The following is an 18,297-nucleotide window of genomic DNA, read 5'->3' as shown; positions in this document are numbered from 1 at the left end:
ACAAGGAGTTAATATGCGAATCCAATCTCAATCCTGCCGGTCTGCTGCCCAACGCGGCTTCAGCTTGATCGAGCTGATGATCGTGCTGGTGATTCTCGGCTTGATTGCTGGGATCGTCGGCCCACAAGCCATGAAATACCTTGGCAAGGGCAAAACACAGTCATCCAAAGTCCAGATTGAAAACATCAGTGCGGCGCTGGATATGTACCGTTTGGAAGTGGGCAGTTACCCCACCACCGCTGATGGCTTGAAAGCGCTAGTGACCGCGCCGTCGAGTGCGCGTGGCTGGAATGGCCCTTACTTGAAAAAAGGCGAAGTGCCTAAAGATGCGTGGAACAATGAGTACCAATACAAGCGCCCCGGTAGCAACGGTCAGCCGTATGATTTGTTGTCCTTTGGGGCGGACGGTGCTGCCGGTGGTGAAAGCGAAGATGCCGACATTACGCTCTGGAAATAAGGGTTTCACCCTGCTCGAAGTTCTGCTGGTCTTGGTTATCGGCGGTTTATTGATGGGGGTGGTGGCAACGTCGCTCTCCGAAGGGCCGGTATTGCGCAAAAGCAGTCGCGAAGTCGCGGCGAGTTTGCGTCATGCACGGGCGCAAGCGGTGATGCGTCAACAGCCGACGCTGTGGAAAATGCAGATTGAGGAAAAACGTTTCTGGATTGACGGGGGCGCAACCGCTGAGGAGCGCCAGCTCAGTGCTGCCATTACTGCCAAAATCAACACCACTTCCGCCGAAGTCGATGCCGCCAATCAGGGCGGCATTCGCTTTTTTCCTGATGGCAGTTCCACCGGCGGCTCGGTGGAATTGACGCACAACCAACAGACCTACAAGGTCAACGTGGAATGGGTGACGGGGCGTGTTTCAATCCAATAAAGGTTTTTCCCTGCTCGAAGTGCTGGTTGCTTTCGTGGTCATGGGCTTGGTGGTCGGGGTCTTGTTGCAATTGTTTGGTTCGTCGATGCGCAGTGTGGCGTTGGCGGATGAATACAGCTTTGCGATACAGGTCGCCGAATCCCGTTTAGCAGCGGTGGGCAATGAGATCGAGGTGGAAGAAGGCAACGTCAGCGGTGAAGAACAAGGTTCAGGCTACCGTTGGGAAGTGCAAATGTCTCCGCTCGAACTCAGCGAGGCATTGGAAAAACTGCCAGTCGCTTTACAACTTTACCGGGTTGAAGTGGTTGTGACATGGCAAAGTGGCGATAACTCACGTGAATTCCACCTCTCCTCCTTGCGTTTTGGGGAAGCGACATGAAGCAACGCGGTTTCACTTTGCTGGAAATGTTGATTGCGTTTTCGTTGGTTTCCTTGCTGTTTCTCGCGTTATTCGCCAGTTTCAATACCATTGCGCGGAGTTGGGATGCGGCAGATACCCGCATGAATAAAACCGAAGACATGCGCCTGATCAGTGATTTTCTGCGCCGTCAGTTGGGGCAGGCGATGGTGGTGCGCATTGCCGGTGAAAAAGAAGCCAAAGTGTATGCGTTTGAGGGGACGGCGACGTCATTGCGCTATGCCGCGCCCTTGCAACCTTTGCAGCATCAGGGCGGCGTGTTTCTGATCGAACTCAATATTGTCGGTGATAAAGACGGTAAGAAACTGGAAATGCTGTTTGCCCCGTATCGCCCAGAATTGACATGGGAGGATGCGTTTGCTGAAGCCGAACCCGTCTTGATTTTCGAGGGCTTGCAAGCGGCTGAGTTTGCGTATTTCGGGGCGGAAGCAGCGGGCAACGATTCTGATTGGACATCCGATTGGGAAGACAAGCCGCGCTACCCCGATATGCTGAAACTCACCTTGGCGGATAAAGAACGTGCTTGGCCGGAGCTGTTAGTGGATTTGCCACAGGTAACTGATTATGCGAAATAAACAATCCGGGGTTGCCATGATCGTGGTGTTATGGATGATCATGGTCATGATGACGTTGGCAGCCAGTCTGTTATACGCGACCCGCACCGAAACCAGCATGGTGGATTACGCTCGCCGCAGTGCGCAAGCCCGTGCCGTGGCAGATGCAGCGGCACATTATGCGGTGATGCAATTATTTCTGCCCAATAAAGACCGTGAACTCAAGCTCGGCGGTACGCCCTTGTTATGGGAATACGAAGGTTCCAAAGTGGAAATTCGTGCCGTTGGCGAAAATGGTTTAGTGGATATTGGTTTTGCCAGCCCGCCATTGATTCGCTTGATTCTCAAACAAGCAGGGTTGGATGAATCAGCCATTGAGCGGATGTTGGATACCTTGGAGGACTTCCGTGATGTGGATGACTTAAAGCGCATCAACGGCGCAGAAGACGCTGATTATGACAGCGCGGGTTTGCCATTTGGGGCAAAAGATGCGCCATTTGAGCGTATTGAGGAATTGCAGCAAGTGTTGGGAATGACGCCGCCACTTTATCAAGCCCTGACACGCTTGCTGACCGTGAATTCTGGTGGCAAGGGCATCAACCCGATGTTAGCGCCGCGTCAAACCTTGCTGCTGTTGGCAGAGGGGGATGCGGCGAAAGTCGATGCGTATATGCAGCAACGCGCTGAATCCGACGGTGAATACGTGCAACCCGATTTCGGTGCGGAATTTCTCGACCCTACGCAACAACCCTTGTACCGGATGCAAATCAGAGTGTACTCCGACGAAACCGCTCCTCCGTATTTTGAAGAGCGGTCTTTGCGTTTAAATCCGGGGCAAACTCCGCCGTTTGTTAATTATTTCCGTATCTTGCAAGAATCTTCCGCGCAGTTTGAGTAACGGTGGCAGCTTCAATCCAGCGTTTCAGGCTGCCTTTTTCTGCATGAACCAAGGGGGCGACCGCTAACAGGTACGCCAAGAAGGTCAGCAAGAAGCCGTAGAACATCACGCTGGCGTTGGTGTGCCAGTATTCGCTGAGAACACCAACACTGGCAAAGAGCACCGCGAGCGTTGCCATGGTAGCCAAGGTTGCGCACCTGCTCATGCCAATTTCCTGCAATAGGTGATGCAGATGATCACGCCCGGCGGTAAACGGTGAGCGGCGATCACGCAGACGTACCAGAATCACCCGTACCATGTCCATCAGCGGCAGGGCAATCAACCACAACGCAGTGACAGGGCGGAAGGCTTGATGCGTTGGGTCTTGCGTGCCTTCAATCAGCAACCAACTGATGCTTAAACCGATAAGCATGGAACCGGCATCCCCCATGAAAATTTTCTCTTTAAACGGCGGTAGCACCAAATTGTTCATCAGGTAAGGAATCAATGCAGCGACGAAGATTACGCTAATACTCAACAGCATGGCGTGCGTGGAGAGGCTAAACAAGGCAATCAGGCTCAACAGTGCGACCATGGCAATCGAACCCAGTAACCCATCAATACCGTCGATCATATTGAAGGCATTAATCACGCCCAAGACGATTAAAACGGTGAACGGGTAGCTGAAGACACTCAAGTCGATTTCACCCATGCCTAATAAATCGCCCAAGTTAGCCAGTGACGCGCCGGTGCCAATGCATAACGCCAAAGTGAGCAGCACTTGCATCACAATCCGCAATTTGACTGAGAGATCTTCGGCATCATCCGCGACACCTAATAACACAATGCCTAAAGCGCACAATAGCCAACTGGTAACGGCGGCATCATTGGGAAGGGTTAGCATCACTGCCGTGGCAACGCCGATAAAAATGGACATACCGCCGATCAGCGGAATAGCACCTTTGTGTTGTTTACGTCCTTTGGGAATGTCTAATAATTTGGCGTGGTAAGCCACGGGTTTCAATAAATAGAGTGCTATCCATGTCATGCACAGACTCGTGATTAACGATATTATAAGCATATTGTCCTCGGGGTTTCTGACTAGCTTTCTTATTTTGTTATTGTAGTAAGTGATGATTGATTTTAGTTATTTCTTGAGGCTAAGTGAGCAATAATTCTGATTAGTGGATAGGGTGAGATTAAGTGTTCAGATGGGCGGTAGTTTAGCTGCCATTGGTCAGATTCTGAGGATTATTTGCTATTGTTGTGTTAATTTTTATTACTAATATTAATAATAATTTTAATTAATGAACGCACGGTTTAGCCCTTAACGTGCGTCTTTGTTTGCAGCATTGAGTCGTTTATTACGCACTATGATCGATTTACATAGCCATATTTTACCCGCTCTTTGTGATGGTTCCCAAGATTTGGAAACCTCGTTAATAATGGCACGCTTAGCCGTTGCCGATGGCACGACGCATTTGGCCTGTACGCCTCATATTTATCCGGGGGTGTATGACAATTCCACTGACATCATTGCCAGTGCCATGCGTATGTTGCAAATAGAGCTGTATTCGCGTGATATTCCGCTGCGCTTGGTGATCGGGGCGGATGTGCGGTTGGTGTCTGGGGTGCTGGAAGGCTTACAGCAAGGCATTATTCCGACGCTGGATAATTCGCGGTACTTTTTACTGGAGCCGTCACATAGCTTGCCAGTACCGCATTTTTTGCGCCATATTGAAGCGTTTCTCGCAGCGGGATACGTCCCGGTGATCACCCATCCAGAACGTTTGCGTTGGTGTGAGGCGAACTACCAGGAGTTTATTGCGGCGGCGCAAATGGGCGCGTGGTTGCAAGTGACAGCGGGTGCGATTGCAGGCACGTTTGGGCGTACCGCAAAACGTTGTGCCGAGCGCTTATTATTGGATGGGGTGGTGCATATTATTGCATCAGATGCGCACAATGTGAATTATCGATCGCCGATTTTATCCGCCGGTATTGAAGCGGCCATGCGTATTACGGGCGATGATACCGAAATTATGCGAATGGTTAATGATAGACCCTTGGCGATTTTGGATAATATTGAGCCTAGTGAGGTATTATTGCCTGCTGGTTTATGTGCCAGTAGAGCATCAATACATGCGGCATCGATTCAAAAACCTTGGTTAGAACGCTTACTCGGTTAATCCCTGGTTTTCGAGTAATGTTAACCAAGTCGTTTTAATGAATTCACCTAATTGCTTAAATTCCACTTCACGGGCGCTGCCCCGTCGCCAAGCTAAGCCCACTTCACGGTAACTTTCTTCTGGCAATGTCCAAATTTTAACATTTGTGCCGGTTAATAACGTTGAACCTTTCACCATTTCTGGTAAATAAGAAATCCCTAAATCTGCATCAACCATTTGCGTCAATGTGAGCAGGCTGCTGGCGGTGAAACGGCTGATTTTGTCCATGTCCTGCAAATGGCAGGCTGACAGCGTGTGGTCGCGCAGGCAATGCCCGTCTTCCAATAGCAAAATGCTTTCTGGATTGAGGTCGTTAAAAATGTGCCTTCTGGGGCGGGTATGGCGGGTGTCTTCGCGGCACGCGAGGAAAAAACGGTCTTTGAACAGCGACATAATTTCAACATTGCGCAGTGCATACGGCAAGGCAATGATGATCAGATCCAGCTCACCGTTCATGAGTTTTTCGTAAACACGTTGGGTAATGTCTTCCGTTAAATATAAGCGCAAGTGCGGAAATTGTTGGCGCAACGCGGGCAATACCCGTGGCAACAAAAACGGGGCTATTGTGGGAATAATGCCTACCCGGAGTTCGCCAGTGAGGGGCGCATGATTGCTACGCGCTAATTCGACTAGATTTTCTACATCACGCAAGCACCGCCGCGCTTCGACCGCGATTTGGCGGCCTATGTGGGTGACGGTAACGTTTTTATTGGTGCGATCCACCAGTTGCACTTCTAACGTCGTTTCCAATTCGCGGATGGCGGTACTGAAAGCGGATTGTGAGACAAAACAAGCCTCAGCAGCCTTGCCGAAGTGTTCATGGCTTTCAAGGGCAACAAAGTAGCGAAGTTGTTTTATGGTTGGCAGGTTCATGGCAACCTCGGCGGTGAATCGTTTTTGGAACTTACAATAAGAATAATATTCTATTTTCTGCATGATTGTAAAAAATCTTTTGAATCCTTGCATATTTTATTCGCTTATTCTCAGCGCATTATTTCTTATGTCGCGAATTTTTAATAAGAAAATAGCTCTAATAATTTTTTATTATTATCTTCAATAATTAAATGCTATTTGCCTAATGCTAATCAGCAACTATGATTTTCTATAAATTTATTAGATCAATCTTGGTGCTGAACGGTGTTAAACATTTATGAATGATACACGTAAAAATGTGGTTTTTACGGGGGTCGGCTACGCATTGCCATTATTGGCAGCGTTAGCCACTATTCCTATTATTGTTGTAAAACTAGGTGTAGATTTGTACGGGTTGTATATTATTTGTATATCACTCATCGGTTTTATGACTTTTGTGGATTTCGGTATCGGGCAAACCGTTGTTAAATATGTGGCTGAATATGAAGCGACTGATCAAAGTGACAGAGTTAAACCAGTATTAGACGTAGCCTTGTTGATTTACTTGCTTATTGGCTTGTTCGGTGTGGTTTGTTTGTATGCTTTTTCACCACTGTTGGCTAAGGGTCTGTATTGGCAACCCGATAAACAAGTGCTGGCAACGGAAGCCTTGCGGATTACGGCAGTGCCACTGTTTTTAAGCTATCTCAACCAATTTTTCCTGAATGTGTGCAAGGCATACCATCGCTTTGATTTGCCAGCGATTATTCATAATTCAGGGAATTTGGGGGGATTGTGCTGGCCACCGGCTTGTTGCTGGCGGGTTATGGGTTGATCGAAGTGCTGTGGGGGTATGCTTTGGTGCAATTCATTGCCATCATCAGCGGCTATCTGGCGAGTGTTGCAGTCTTACCACGTGGCATCAAACCACGTCCTGCGTTTCAGCAAAGCGTCTTTATGGACATCATTTCCTTTAGCTCGTACACCTTTCTGGGGAATTTGGTTGGTTCTTTGGTATCCCGTGCCGATAAATTATTGATTGGGATTGTGATTGGTACTGAGGCAGTCACGTATTATCAAATTCCGTTTACGATTGCGCAAATGGCAAATGGCATTATCCACACGCTGGTGCACATTGCGTTTCCGCGTTTCACCGAGATGTTTAGCTTGAATGATCGAGCGGGTGTGTTGAAATTGTACCGCTTGGCGAATAATTTGGTGTTTTTGCTCAGTTTGGTGATTGCGGTGTTGTTGATTACGGTGGGGGATGATTTCTTGACGCTGTGGATTTCCGCTGAATTTGCGCAAAAAGCAGGCGTTGTATTGCAGGTGATGGCGCTGTATTTTTTCCTGCACTCCAACACGGTGGTGGGTTATTGGGTGCTACAAGGGGCAGGGCAGGCTAAATTGACCGCATTCATAGCAATTGCTGGGGGTATGGCCTATTTTGCCGCGCTGTATTATTTGGGAGGCAAATACGGTTACATGGGTGCAGCCTTGGCGTTATTTTTTACGCTGAGTGCAACGGCGCTCCAATATATTTGGATTGCTCGCCATATTGGGCACAGTTTCAGCGAATACCTGGGACAATTGCTGGCGTTTTTTCTGGGAGGGTATGCGGTTATCTATTTAATGGAATACGTGAATGTGTGGCTGAGTGACCATTTGCTGGAAATTATTGTGAGTGCTGCTTTGGCATTGGGACTACTGGTTGTTGGCATGTGGTTGCTGTTAGCGCGGAATGGTCGGGAAACCAAAGAGCTAATATCTGTATCAAACAAATCTTAGCCCTTGGTACTTGGCTTACGCCTTCAGCTTTTTGTACTTAATGCGATGCGGATTCAAGTCGTTGCCGTGGCGACGCTTGTAGTCTTCCTCGTAATCGCTGTAATTCCCCTCAAACCACGTCACGGTTGAATCACCTTCAAACGCGAGGATGTGGGTGGCAATCCGGTCTAAGAACCAGCGGTCATGCGAGATGACCACCGCGCAGCCGGGGAAGTTGAGGATCGCTTCTTCCAGCGCCCGCAAGGTTTCCACGTCGAGGTCGTTGGTCGGTTCATCCAGCAGCAACAGATTGCCGCCTTCTTTGAGCAATTTCGCCAGATGCACGCGGTTGCGTTCCCCACCTGATAAATCGCACAGGCGTTTTTGTTGGGAATCACCCTTGAAGTTGAAACGTCCGCAATACGCCCGTGACTGAATCTGGTAGCCGCCGACCGTCATAATGTCGTGTCCGTCAGAAATTTCTTGGAACACGGTTTTGGTGGGGTCTAGATCATCGCGGGATTGGTCAACGTAAGCAATTTTGACGGTTTCGCCGACTTTGAACGTACCCGCATCCGGCTGTTCCTGCCCCGTAATCATGCGGAATAGGGTGGTTTTACCCGCGCCGTTGGGGCCGATAATGCCGACGATGCCGCCTTTGGGCAGGCTGAAGCTGACGTTTTCATACAGCAAGCGGTCGCCGAAGGATTTGCTGATGCCGTTGGCTTCGATCACCAAATCGCCAAGGCGCGGGCCTGGGGCGATGTAGATTTCGTTGGTTTCGGCGCGTTTTTGGTAGTCACTGGACGAGAGCTCTTCAAACCGCTGCATCCGCGCTTTGCTTTTGGCATGGCGGCCTTTGGGGTTGGAACGTACCCATTCCAATTCCTGTTTCATGGCTTTTTGGCGACCTTGCTCGGACTTGCTTTCCTGCGCGAGGCGGTTTTGTTTTTGCTCCAGCCATGAAGAGTAGTTGCCTTCCCACGGGATGCCTTGCCCACGGTCGAGTTCCAGAATCCAGCCCGCCACGTTGTCGAGGAAGTAACGGTCATGGGTGACAGCTACCACGGTGCCGGGGAAGTCTTGCAGGAAGCGTTCCAGCCAGGCGACGGATTCGGCATCCAGATGGTTGGTCGGTTCATCGAGAATCAGCATGTCGGGGGAAGATAGCAGTAAACGGCACAGCGCGACGCGGCGCTTTTCACCGCCGGAAAGCGTGGTGACATCGGCATCCCACGGCGGTAGGCGCAGTGCGTCGGCGGCGACTTCGAGGGTGTGTTCGAGGTTGTGTGCATCGGCGGTTTGCAGGATGTTTTCCAAACGGGCTTGTTCTGCGGCGAGTGCGTCGAAGTCGGCATCGGGTTCGGCGTAGGCGTTGTAGACTTCATCGAGGCGGGCTTGCGCGTCTTTGATGACTTTTAAGCCTTCTTCGACGTTGCCGCGCACATCTTTGGTTGGGTCAAGTTGCGGCTCTTGCGAGAGGTAGCCGATATTGATGCCGGGTTGCGGGCGGGCTTCGCCGAGGATGTCGGTGTCGATGCCTGCCATGATGCGCAACAAGGTGGATTTACCCGCGCCGTTGTAGCCGAGTACGCCGATCTTCGCGCCGGGGAAAAAACTCAGGTAAATGTCTTTGAGAATGTAACGGTTCGGCGGGACGACCTTGCCGACACCGTTCATGGTGTAAATGTACTGTGCCATCCAATGCTCCAGAGTGCGGAAAACGCTAATTATGCGGGATGTTCAGGAGTGTGTCCTATACAATTGAAGCATTCTGGTATTGAAGAGGTAACACGACATGCAGCTACAAGATCAAACTGTTCTGAGCAATGTTGCTACCCGTTTGCACATTTCTGAATCCACCCTGATGCGGGAAAGCCTGCGTAGCTTTTTGGAGCAACAACTGCGCGGATTGAACGCGGAAGTGTTTATTTTGCACCTACGTTACGGGGTATCCAGCGTCGAGGATATGGAAGCGCGGTATCAGGACGGCACGTTGGAAGAGGCTGATTCTTGGCGCGATCTGCAACGGCTAGACCGCTTGGAATTCCAGCGTGATGAACTGAGCAAGTTACTGCGGACTCTCCAATGAATATGCAGCTTTTACAAGGCATCGTAGAGCGCGAATTTCCCGACATCATCAGCAGCACCGTACTTGGCGAAGTCAACGAGCTGCGTATCTTTTTGAATGATGGCAGTTTCATGGATGTATGGCTGTCGCTGAAACTGAATGGACGCTACAGCTACCATTGGGAGCGACGGGCGTTGGATAACACGGTTTATCGTCATGACAACGCGCCTCACCTGAAATGGCAGTCAGTCAGCACTTTCCCCAAGCATTACCATGATGGTTCGGAAGGTAATGTGACTGCCAGTTATATCAGCGATGATCCTGAGATGGCAGTGCGTGAATTTTTGCTGTTTGTGCGTGAAACTGTCACATTGCGCAATGATTGAGTGGATGTGTTGTTAGTGTGGCTGGGTTTCTGGTTTGGGATGCTGGTTGGGCGCATCTTCTCCGACTAGCACGGGTTGACCATCTTACCAAATGACGGCGTATTGACCGAGGCGTTTTTTGCGGTCTAGGGCTTTCTCGACGGCTTTACGCATCACATCCAGCATTTGTTGGGTGTCTTGGGATGGTGTGTTCATAATCCTATCTGTTCAATGTACCCCGCAAGTAAATTTGCTGGGGTACGAGTGTCAACGCTGATGCAGCAGGTACAATTTACTGAGGATCATCCATTCCAGAAGAGCTACGCAGCTCTTTTATCCGATAGAAGTTTTTTTCCATGTGACATCCCATCGAAGCATTTCCTGCCCCCATGGCCGATCCCATCATAATAACCTCTGCCTCGTTACATTCCAGATCACGATATTTTTCCCAATAGCTTTGTGATTTTTTTAGCATATCTTTCCAAGACTGTTTAGTTGTCGTTGATGACAAACCAAGTTCTTCGAGATTGATAGAATCAATGTGTTGCAATATGTCTTTAAAAGTTTGTTCCAACTCTTTTACACTATATTCTTGTGCGGAAAACATGCAATCTCCCCACTCCGCATTAGCCATATCCTTTCCCGCCTGACATCTATCGCCTGCAAATTGCATATAATAGACATTATTCCAAAATCTCGCACTTGTCCCTAGTCAACAAATCATGTGAAAAATCAACGGGAATGCGCTACAACCTATGATCATCATTTTCACCAAGGGAACGGAACACCCATGACAGAGTACAGCTACCATGCGCTCAAAGGCAAGAGCAAAACCTTCCGCGCCATGACAGGCATAGATCTGGGTGAATTCACCAAACTGTTGCCCCATTTTCAACGGGCATACACGGCGCAGTTGATTGTTGATGGTCATGAGAGTGAAACGAAGCGAGGTCGCCCCGGCAACCTGACAACGATCGAAGATAAGTTGTTCTTTATTCTGTATTATTTGAAGACTTACCCACTGCAAGAAGTGTTGGGCTACTCCTTCAATATGTCCCAAGGGTTAGCCAATCGGTGGATACATCGCCTGTGTCCCGTTTTGCAGTCGAGCTTAAAAAGCATGGGACATTCCCCGGCCAGACTCCCCGAAGAGGTATTGGAACGCCTTTCGCATGAAATGCCGCAAGCGCTGGGCTTGGATGCGACAGAACGCCGTATCCAACGTCCGACTGACTTTGGGGTTCAGGAGGAATACTACAGTGGAAAAAAAATTCCATTCGGTGAAGAATAACATAATAGCAGGCTTAGAAGATCGTGAAATCAAATACTTGGGAGAAACACGACGCGGCAAAGACCATGACAAACGTATCGCGGATGAGGAAGGCGTGAAAGTGCCAGAAGGGTATGAGATTTACCGGGATTTGGGCTATCTGGGGCATAATTCGGGTGACGGGGCAGTTGTCCACCAACCCAAGAAAAAGCCACGAGGTAAACCCTTGAGTGATAAGGATAAAGCGCATAATCGTGCCATTTCTAGCATTCGGGTGGTCATTGAACATGTGAACAGCGGTATCAAACGGTGTCGGTGCGTCAAAGATATTTTCCGCAACTACGTGGAAGATTTTGATGATTTAGTGATGGAAATCGCTTGTGGTTTGCACAATTTACGCACTGCCATGCGAATCAAAAACTACTAAATTCATTTAACCATCAATAAGTTGAGATTTTGGAATAATGTCTAATATTTTTGGATTTTATCAGAATCATCAGTTTCAGTTGCAAAAGCTAAAGATTTTCCGAAACAGATAGATGCAAATAATAAACTGCTGCATACGGTTTTCAACTTTGTTGATGGCATATTAAACTCCTCTGTCAATGATTCTTTCAGATAAATTACTATAAGTGTGATTGTGGCTTTGTTTGTGTGAGCATATTTGCAAGACTGAATCATACATTCAGAAATTAAAAATTAATGTGACAGGAAGCACATCATGATAAGAAAATGTCGTTTTACTCGTGATTAGAAGTTGTCATGCTTATACTTTTGGAGCGATAGCCTGCCTCAAAACCAGCGGCTGTGCTATGTTTGCGGTGTGCCTGCTTTGTCCCGTATCCATCAGGAAATCGTGTTTGAGTTGGGCGGACAGATTCGTAATTACCTGCAAGGTAAATCCTGCCGAGGCTATGTTGCGCCGTTTGATGTGCGTTCTACAGCCCCAAGCGCTTGGCAAATCACGCCCTGCAATTGCTCCAATCCAAACGGCTTGGGCAGGTAATCATTCATACCGGCAGCGAGGCAACGCTCCCGTTCTCCCGGAATGGTGTGCGCGGTCAGCGCAACGATGGGCAGTTCAGCAAAGCGTGGCAGGGCGCGGAGTCGGCGTGTTGTTTCATAGCCATCCATGTCGGGCATACTCACATCCATAAGCACCAAGTCGATGTGTTGCTGCTGAAGCAGTTGCAGCGCATCCTGTCCGCTACTGGCGGTCATTACGCTAACGCCTAATGTTTGCAACAATTCTTGCCCGAAAAAGCGGTTGAGGGAATCATCATCCACTAACAGAATGCGCGTTCCGACCAGTGGCATTGCTTGTGTGATGGGGGTTGACGGCGCGTTCTCGGTGGCAGTATCCGTGGCGGTATGCACCGTAAAGGTCAGCGTAAAGCTGAATACGCTGCCTTTACCGAATTGGCTAGTCAGTTTCAGCGAGCCACCCATATTGGCTACCAGCTTGCGGCTGATGGCAAGACCCAACCCTGAACCGCCGTATTGTCGCGCCGTACTGCGGCTGGCTTGCGTGAATGGCTGGAAAATGGCAGCTTGTTGCTCAAGCGCAATGCCAATCCCCGTATCCTTGATCTTGAACGTGAGACAAGCCCGATGATCCGCCACCCATGCCGGTGTAATTTGCAAGCTGACCCGTCCCTGATGGGTAAACTTGATAGCATTGCCCACCACATTCACCAGTATTTGCGTCAAACGCGTCGGGTCGCCCAGCAAATAATCGTAGGGTGGGGCAACCTGATTGTCCAAATCCAGCGGCAACTGCTTGGCGCGTGCTTGTTCACCCAGTAACCGTTCGACTTGTTGGATGATGTCCTGCAAGCGAAACGGCACATTCTCCAGCGGTAACTGGCTATTGTCGATTCGCTCCAAATCCAGCACGTTATTGATTAACCCCAGCATATGGCGGGAAGCCGCCTCCTGTTTGCTGACATAATTCTGTTGTTGCTCGGAAAGCGCGGTCATGTTTAGCAACGTTCCCGCGCTAATCACCGCGTTCATGGGAGTACGCAATTCATGGCTCATGGTGGCGAGAAATTCGCTTTTTGCTTGATTACTGGCTTCTGCTTGCATTGCGTTAAAGCGCAGCAAACGGGTATGTTCCGTGTGCATTAAGGACAAAAAGATGCCTGCCAGCAAAAAACCAATCTGTGCCAAACGGATGGTAGCATTGACATCTTCGGGTTGTACCACCCCCAAGCCCCACAGCAGCGTCGGCACATAAAAGAGAATCACCACAAGCTGCAATAGCCCGATGTATTGCACAAGAGGAGAACGCCACACGGTACGATAGGTGAAGATTGAGATCAGGACAAATTCGATCACGAAAAAGCTTGCCCACAAGTAGCTCCACAAGTCAGCACCCGGCAGCAGTGAGGTGAATGGTATCGTTACCAACGCTACCAACAAAGGCAGCCGTAGCCAGCGGTCAACGCGCGGAAAATGGGTTTTGCTACCTATCATGTCCAGCCAAGCATGTGTGTGAACGACGACGAGAAGCTGGAAGCTTAGCGAATAGAATGTGTGTGAAGGGTCACTCAAGAAGCTTAAAAAAGGCAGCGTATTACTGGAGCGTTGGCTGACTAGACAGCCGAGACACAGCATGATGGTCAGCGTCAAATAGTTATGTTCACGAATACTGAAAAACAGAAACAAGCTGTAAGCCGCCAAGATCAACAATGCCCCGCCAATCGCACCGTAGTAAAAATGCTCAACATTGGTTTTCGCTTGCAGGGCTTCGGCCGATAATACTTTGATCGGGGCGAACAAACGATCTTTACCCATACTGCTAACGCGCAGGTAAATCGTCTGTGTTTGCCCGTGTGGTGTAGGCAAATATACTGTGGGGATGTTTGTAGTGGGTTTGCGCATCTCCCCTAAGGGTTGAATGCGTCCATCCGTGGCAACCACAAACGCTTTGGCGGTGGTAATGTTGGGGAAATCGACCAATAAATACCAATGGGAGTCACTGCCTCTGTCAGTCACGCTGACACGAAACCACCAAGCGACATCCGCTCGCCCAAAATGTTGTTGCGCCGCGCTGTTCGGTTGAAACTGTGGCTGGTAGGTGCTTGACGTAACCTGTTCAATACTCAGTGCATGGGAGGGGTCTGCCAAAATGTCCATCTGCGGGTTGAGAAACACTTCCCCCAACCCATCGCTCAGGGTAATGGGGGCAGCATTCAGCGGCGCGAACGACAGCAGCAGGCAAATTAACAGGAGCAGTTGCCGCCAGCCAGCCATGCGAAACAGCACTGTGTGGTTCATTCGATCTTAGAAAAAGCGGCTGATGTTCGCGACTTGTTCTTGCACCAGTGTCATATCCTGACGCGATTCCACATTCAAGCGCAGCACAGGCTCGGTGTTAGAACCGCGCAAGTTGAAACGCCATTCCGCAAATTCCATGCTCAAGCCGTCGGTGGTATCAATCACCAGCGGTTGCAGTGCCGTGAAATGTTCGCGCACCGCCGCGATGCACGCTTTCACATCGTTAACGTGGAAATTGATTTCGCCGCTGCACGGGAATTTGCCAATGCGTTCACTCACCAGCGTGGACAGTGTTTGCCCTTTCACGCTCATCAATTGCGCTACCAACAACCACGGAATCATGCCGCTGTCGCAATACGCGAAGTCACGGAAATAGTGGTGCGCACTCATTTCACCGCCGTAAATCGCATCTTCCAAGCGCATCCGCTCTTTAATGAAAGCGTGTCCGGTTTTGGATTGGATGGGTACGCCGCCCGCCGCTTCTACCACGTCAATCGTGTTCCAGGTCAGGCGCGGATCGTGGATGATTTTCGCACCCAGATGCTGTTGCAAGAACGCTTCCGCCAGCAAGCCGACGATGTAATAGCCTTCGATGAATTCGCCGGTTTCGTCGAACAGGAAGCAGCGGTCGAAATCGCCATCCCACGCAATTCCCATATCCGCGTTGTGTGCCAACACGGCATCACGGGTATCGGCACGGTTTTCCGGCAGCAAGGGGTTGGGAATACCGTGCGGGAACGTGCCATCCGGTTCGTTATGCACTTTGATAAAGGTGATCGGCACTTGCAGGCGTTGGCATTCGGCTTCGAGCGCATCCACGACGTGACCCGCCGCGCCATTGCCCGCATTCACCACCAGTTTCAGCGGTTTGATTGCCTTGAGGTCGATATAACCGAGTAAGTGTTGCACGTAATCGGCAAGGCAAGATTGCTGCGTGAGTGCGCCGCGTTGCGTGACAGGTGGGAACTGATTCTCTTCCGCCATACGCTGAATGTCTTTCAAGCCGGTGTCGCCGCTGATTGGGCGTGAACCTTCGCGCACCAGCTTCATGCCGTTGTAATCCATCGGGTTATGGCTGGCAGTGACTTCAATGCCACCATCCACGCCAAGGTGGAATGTGGCGAAATAAATCTCTTCCGTGCCGGTCATGCCGATGTCGATCACATTCACGCCTGCATCTTGCAAGCCATTTGCCAACGCCAACTTCAGCGTTTCTGAGGTCAAACGCACGTCGCCGCCGACCACGACTTGCTTGCCTGCGCCGATAAATTCCCCATACGCCCGCCCAATGCGGTAAGCCACGTCGTCGTTAAGCTCGTCCCCTAGCTTGCCGCGAATGTCGTAGGCTTTGAAACAGGTTAGTTTTTGCATGTATACGTCTCGTGTTTGCTTGTTTAATAGCTGCCCTTGCGTAAGAGCACTGCCACAAAAGTTTTGGTCAGAATGATTAAATCCAGCTCCAGTGACCAGTTGCGCACATACCAGACATCCAACTGGACGCGCTCGGCGTAGCTTAGCTCATTGCGCCCGCTGACTTGCCATAGCCCCGTAATGCCCGGTCTGACTTGCTGGTAATAGTCGATGTATTCGCCATAATCAACAATTTCTTCCCCAATGATCGGGCGCGGCCCGACCAGTGACATTTGCCCGCGCAAAACATTGATCAATTGCGGGAGTTCGTCCAGCGAAGTGCGCCGTAAAAATTGCCCCACACGGGTAATGCGTGGGTCGTTTTTTAATTTGCGGTCACGTTCCCATTCTTCCCGTGCAGCAGGGTCGGCGGCAAGGATTTTTTCCAGTTGTTCGGCAGCATCGGCACGCATGGTACGGAACTTGTAAATTTTAAACAGTTTGCCATTTTGCCCGATACGCTTTTGTTTGAAAATCGGTTTGCCGTCGGTTGCCAGCCAGACCCATGCATACAGCCCAAACAAAAACGGCGATAGCGTCAGGGTAAGCAGGAGCGCGAGGATGAAATCGGAGACGTGTTTAAAGGCGCGGTCGCTGTCACTGAGCAGGTTGTTGCGGACAAAGAAAATCAAGCCCTTCTGGTTGATAGAGTTGAACACTTCGGCATTAAACATGGGTAACGAGGTCATGCGTGGGACAAGTAGGATGCGTTTCACTTTGTGTTGAATTTGATCCATGAGGTGAAACATGCGTTCCATGCCGGTATTTTCCAGCATGATAATGGTGGCAAAAAAGTGCTGTTTTTCTAAGATTTGCCCGACTTTGGATTCTAACCCTTCGGGGGAATAGTGATTGATATTCACGGTGGCGGCAACATCGAAACCAAACGGGTTGTCAGCTTTTAGCCATTGGTGGGAGTCCGCACACGCGGTTTCATCACAGATCAGCAACACTTTTTCACGCAATAGCGGGTGTTGCAGGCAGCGGCGCTTCAGGTAATAAATCCAGATGGGCAGCAATAGGTTAAGGCTGAAAAACATCAGGATGATGAGGCGCGAATATTGATCCGATTGCTTCAGCAGTGACATCAGTGCGAAATTGATGATCAGAGCAATCGCGCTACCTTTGAGTATCAGCCAAGTTTCTGAGGTCGTCACCATGCGTCGGGTTAAGAGACGCAGATAGAAGAAAATCAGCACATAGATCATGATTTGCCACAGGTATTTGCTGGCGGGGTGTGCGTGAACATCCGGGAGGAGCCACTCCGCTAACCAACGTGCTAACACGAGATTGAGTAGCAGCAGCAGTGTATACAGAGTCAGTTTGAACAGGGTATATTTCATGCGTTTTTTATAGTGAAAAGAAGTTATTGCATCTTGAACAGAAGTGCCATGCCAGCGGTTGCTATCCTGCTCTGTACCTATAATGGTCAGCGTTACTTGAGTGAGCAACTGGAATCAGTGGCTACCCAGACCTACCCGCACTGGCGCATGTGGGCATCGGATGACGGCTCGCAAGATGATACTCCCTCAATTCTGACTGAGTATAGGTCAAAATGGCTCAAAGGGCGCTTATCTATTGTGCAAGGTGAAGCACGAGGATTTGTAGCTAACTTTTTATCGCTCTGTTGCCGTGACGAAATTCAGGCGGATTATTACGCTTTTTGTGACCAAGATGATGTGTGGGAAACGGATAAACTCCAACGGGCGCTGGATTGCTTGCAAGCAGTGCCAGCGGATATTCCGGCGCTGTATGGTTCGCGTACACGGTTGGTGGATGCGAATAATGGTGAATTGGGATTGTCTGCGCCGTTTACCCGCCCGCCGGGATTTGCTCATGCACTGACGCAAAATATCGCCAGTGGGAATACGATGGTATTTAATCATGCTGCTGTCGCGTTATTACGTGCTGCCGGAAGCGAGGTGGCAGTGGTGGCGCATGACTGGTGGTTGTATTTGTTGGTGAGTGGTGTGGGTGGACAGGTGTTTTATGATGCCTACCCCAGTGTGCGTTACCGTCAGCACGGTGGCAATCTGGTCGGGATGAAAACGCACTGGTTGGCGCGGCTGGTGCGGTTGCGCACCATTCGTGAGGTGTGGCAGGGTACTTTTCGTGCCGGTAATGAGCGGCAAATGCAGGCGTTACAAGCGATGCGTGCTAAACTTAGCCCCGCCAATCGCGTGATATTGGATCGGTTTATGTTGGCGCGAAACCGCTGGTTATTACCCCGCTTGCTGGGTTTCTGGCAATCCGGTATTTATCGCGAGCCGTTGGGGAGTCATCTGGGACTCATTGCCGCCGCTATTTTAAAAAAGATTTGAAGTTATT

At 50.0% G+C, this 18,297-nt stretch carries 20 protein-coding genes; 13 read left to right on the top strand and 7 right to left on the bottom strand.

The features are described from left to right. Positions 1 to 13 precede the first annotated feature (13 nt). From gspG to HMY34_RS06410, 5 genes are read left to right on the top strand one after another with little or no spacing between them, the layout of a single operon-like run. Positions 14 to 457 (top strand): type II secretion system major pseudopilin GspG, encoded by a 444-nt coding sequence (gene gspG, locus HMY34_RS06430; RefSeq protein WP_202718454.1) that lies wholly within the window; start codon positions 14 to 16, stop codon positions 455 to 457. Beyond that, complete coding sequence (locus HMY34_RS06425; RefSeq protein WP_228287996.1) at positions 432 to 878, top strand: GspH/FimT family protein; 447 nt, start codon at positions 432 to 434, stop codon at positions 876 to 878. The genes gspG and HMY34_RS06425 overlap by 26 nt, the downstream gene beginning before the upstream one ends. Continuing rightward, a complete protein-coding gene (locus HMY34_RS06420) occupies positions 862 to 1,257 on the top strand; it encodes a prepilin-type N-terminal cleavage/methylation domain-containing protein (RefSeq protein ID WP_202718452.1) in 396 nt (131 codons plus the stop codon). Before HMY34_RS06425 ends, HMY34_RS06420 begins: the two co-directional genes overlap by 17 nt. After that, positions 1,254 to 1,871: a prepilin-type N-terminal cleavage/methylation domain-containing protein gene (locus HMY34_RS06415; protein ID WP_202718451.1), complete on the top strand. Its 618-nt coding sequence runs from the start codon at positions 1,254 to 1,256 to the stop codon at positions 1,869 to 1,871. The genes HMY34_RS06420 and HMY34_RS06415 overlap by 4 nt, the downstream gene beginning before the upstream one ends. Continuing rightward, positions 1,861 to 2,748 (top strand): type II secretion system minor pseudopilin, encoded by an 888-nt coding sequence (locus HMY34_RS06410; RefSeq protein WP_228287995.1) that lies wholly within the window; start codon positions 1,861 to 1,863, stop codon positions 2,746 to 2,748. Before HMY34_RS06415 ends, HMY34_RS06410 begins: the two co-directional genes overlap by 11 nt. Here HMY34_RS06410 and wecA read toward each other — a convergent pair. Then, positions 2,702 to 3,808 (bottom strand): UDP-N-acetylglucosamine--undecaprenyl-phosphate N-acetylglucosaminephosphotransferase, encoded by a 1,107-nt coding sequence (gene wecA, locus HMY34_RS06405; RefSeq protein ID WP_228287994.1) that lies wholly within the window; start codon positions 3,806 to 3,808, stop codon positions 2,702 to 2,704. The genes HMY34_RS06410 and wecA overlap by 47 nt on opposite strands. Positions 3,809 to 4,100: 292 nt before the next feature. On the opposite strand from wecA, the gene HMY34_RS06400 reads away from it, so the two are divergent. After that, on the top strand, positions 4,101 to 4,913 hold the full coding sequence (locus HMY34_RS06400; RefSeq protein ID WP_202718449.1) for a tyrosine-protein phosphatase: 813 nt from the start codon (positions 4,101 to 4,103) through the stop codon (positions 4,911 to 4,913). Here the strand turns inward: HMY34_RS06400 and HMY34_RS06395 are convergent. Further along, positions 4,902 to 5,825 carry a hydrogen peroxide-inducible genes activator gene (locus HMY34_RS06395; RefSeq protein ID WP_202718448.1) on the bottom strand — a complete coding sequence of 308 codons (924 nt, stop codon included), beginning with the start codon at positions 5,823 to 5,825 and terminating at the stop codon, positions 4,902 to 4,904. The genes HMY34_RS06400 and HMY34_RS06395 overlap by 12 nt on opposite strands. Positions 5,826 to 6,102: 277 nt before the next feature. Here HMY34_RS06395 and HMY34_RS20355 point away from each other — a divergent pair, with 277 nt between their 5' ends. Both HMY34_RS20355 and HMY34_RS20350 read left to right on the top strand, forming a co-directional pair. Further along, positions 6,103 to 6,639: a lipopolysaccharide biosynthesis protein gene (locus tag HMY34_RS20355; protein ID WP_202718447.1), complete on the top strand. Its 537-nt coding sequence runs from the start codon at positions 6,103 to 6,105 to the stop codon at positions 6,637 to 6,639. Then, on the top strand, positions 6,600 to 7,592 hold the full coding sequence (locus tag HMY34_RS20350; RefSeq protein WP_202718446.1) for an oligosaccharide flippase family protein: 993 nt from the start codon (positions 6,600 to 6,602) through the stop codon (positions 7,590 to 7,592). Before HMY34_RS20355 ends, HMY34_RS20350 begins: the two co-directional genes overlap by 40 nt. A gap of 15 nt (positions 7,593 to 7,607) precedes the next feature. Here the strand turns inward: HMY34_RS20350 and ettA are convergent, their stop codons facing one another. Then, complete coding sequence (gene ettA / locus HMY34_RS06380) at positions 7,608 to 9,272, bottom strand: energy-dependent translational throttle protein EttA (RefSeq protein ID WP_202718445.1); 1,665 nt, start codon at positions 9,270 to 9,272, stop codon at positions 7,608 to 7,610. A gap of 97 nt (positions 9,273 to 9,369) precedes the next feature. On the opposite strand from ettA, the gene HMY34_RS06375 reads away from it, so the two are divergent. Together HMY34_RS06375 and HMY34_RS06370 are read left to right on the top strand one after the other, a co-directional pair. Further along, a complete protein-coding gene (locus tag HMY34_RS06375; RefSeq protein ID WP_202718444.1) occupies positions 9,370 to 9,663 on the top strand; it encodes an MJ0235 family protein in 294 nt (97 codons plus the stop codon). Next, positions 9,660 to 10,028, top strand: a complete 369-nt coding sequence (locus tag HMY34_RS06370; RefSeq protein ID WP_202718443.1) for a toxin-antitoxin system TumE family protein — start codon at positions 9,660 to 9,662, stop codon at positions 10,026 to 10,028. The genes HMY34_RS06375 and HMY34_RS06370 overlap by 4 nt, the downstream gene beginning before the upstream one ends. 271 nt (positions 10,029 to 10,299) lie before the next feature. Here the strand turns inward: HMY34_RS06370 and HMY34_RS06365 are convergent, their stop codons facing one another. Then, positions 10,300 to 10,680, bottom strand: coding sequence for a lysozyme inhibitor LprI family protein (locus HMY34_RS06365; protein ID WP_202718442.1), 381 nt, complete (start codon positions 10,678 to 10,680; stop codon positions 10,300 to 10,302). A 117-nt stretch (positions 10,681 to 10,797) separates the two neighbouring features. On the opposite strand from HMY34_RS06365, the gene HMY34_RS06360 reads away from it, so the two are divergent. Together HMY34_RS06360 and HMY34_RS06355 are read left to right on the top strand one after the other, a co-directional pair. Continuing rightward, positions 10,798 to 11,298 (top strand): helix-turn-helix domain-containing protein, encoded by a 501-nt coding sequence (locus tag HMY34_RS06360; protein WP_202715414.1) that lies wholly within the window; start codon positions 10,798 to 10,800, stop codon positions 11,296 to 11,298. Continuing rightward, positions 11,267 to 11,704 (top strand): transposase family protein, encoded by a 438-nt coding sequence (locus tag HMY34_RS06355; RefSeq protein WP_202715415.1) that lies wholly within the window; start codon positions 11,267 to 11,269, stop codon positions 11,702 to 11,704. Before HMY34_RS06360 ends, HMY34_RS06355 begins: the two co-directional genes overlap by 32 nt. A 485-nt stretch (positions 11,705 to 12,189) precedes the next feature. Here the strand turns inward: HMY34_RS06355 and HMY34_RS06350 are convergent, their stop codons facing one another. Genes HMY34_RS06350 through HMY34_RS06340 form a run of 3 tightly spaced genes read right to left on the bottom strand, consistent with a single transcriptional unit; the run spans position 12,190 to position 17,312 of the window. Then, positions 12,190 to 14,559, bottom strand: coding sequence for a hybrid sensor histidine kinase/response regulator (locus HMY34_RS06350; RefSeq protein WP_202718441.1), 2,370 nt, complete (start codon positions 14,557 to 14,559; stop codon positions 12,190 to 12,192). A gap of 6 nt (positions 14,560 to 14,565) precedes the next feature. Further along, positions 14,566 to 15,930, bottom strand: a complete 1,365-nt coding sequence (locus HMY34_RS06345) for a phosphohexomutase domain-containing protein (RefSeq protein WP_202718440.1) — start codon at positions 15,928 to 15,930, stop codon at positions 14,566 to 14,568. A gap of 23 nt (positions 15,931 to 15,953) precedes the next feature. Continuing rightward, positions 15,954 to 17,312: an exopolysaccharide biosynthesis polyprenyl glycosylphosphotransferase gene (locus HMY34_RS06340; protein WP_202718439.1), complete on the bottom strand. Its 1,359-nt coding sequence runs from the start codon at positions 17,310 to 17,312 to the stop codon at positions 15,954 to 15,956. A gap of 33 nt (positions 17,313 to 17,345) precedes the next feature. On the opposite strand from HMY34_RS06340, the gene HMY34_RS06335 reads away from it, so the two are divergent. Further along, on the top strand, positions 17,346 to 18,290 hold the full coding sequence (locus HMY34_RS06335) for a glycosyltransferase family 2 protein (RefSeq protein WP_202718438.1): 945 nt from the start codon (positions 17,346 to 17,348) through the stop codon (positions 18,288 to 18,290). Positions 18,291 to 18,297 lie beyond the last annotated feature (7 nt).

This window comes from Thiothrix subterranea (assembly GCF_016772315.1).
Taxonomy (GTDB): Bacteria; Pseudomonadota; Gammaproteobacteria; order Thiotrichales; family Thiotrichaceae; genus Thiothrix; species Thiothrix subterranea.
Note: the sequence above shows the minus strand (reverse complement) of the source record. Positions and strands in the feature narration are given on the sequence as shown.